We start from the raw sequence: 364 nt of genomic DNA on the forward strand, positions 1-364 counted from the left end.
GTCATCGTGCCAAACGTACGGATTTCTTTACCTTCAGGCGTGATGGTGCAGGCAACGATGTTCTTTTTATGAACGTCAAGCCCGCACACATGACTGTAAACAACGTCCATTCGTGGCCTTCTCCTTACGGCAGCAAGATTGAAGGGGCTGGTGCAACAACCACATATGGTTATTCTATCCTGCGTGCTTCCAAATTCGGAGCAACAATCTGTGGTGCACCTGGTCGTTAGGGTCAGTCTAATACTCGGGCTCGAAGCACCATTGACTGCCGACCTGCCTTCGCCAGCCGTAAGTAAATTATATCGCATGCCTACCATTTTCATCATCTGATGGTGCTGCGTTAGCGGCATGGGCGTCTAATACT

1 protein-coding gene is annotated in these 364 nt (G+C 49.7%); it reads left to right on the forward strand.

What is annotated here, in order from left to right; translation table 11 throughout:
- The coding region (locus L693_RS31945) for a hypothetical protein (RefSeq protein WP_197029865.1) at window positions 1-230 on the forward strand (230 nt) is incomplete at its 5' end.
- Between the last annotated feature and the right edge of the window lie 134 nt (window positions 231-364).

It is taken from the genome of Paenibacillus sp. 1-18 (genome assembly GCF_000520755.1).
Lineage (GTDB): Bacteria > Bacillota > Bacilli > Paenibacillales > Paenibacillaceae > Paenibacillus > Paenibacillus brasilensis.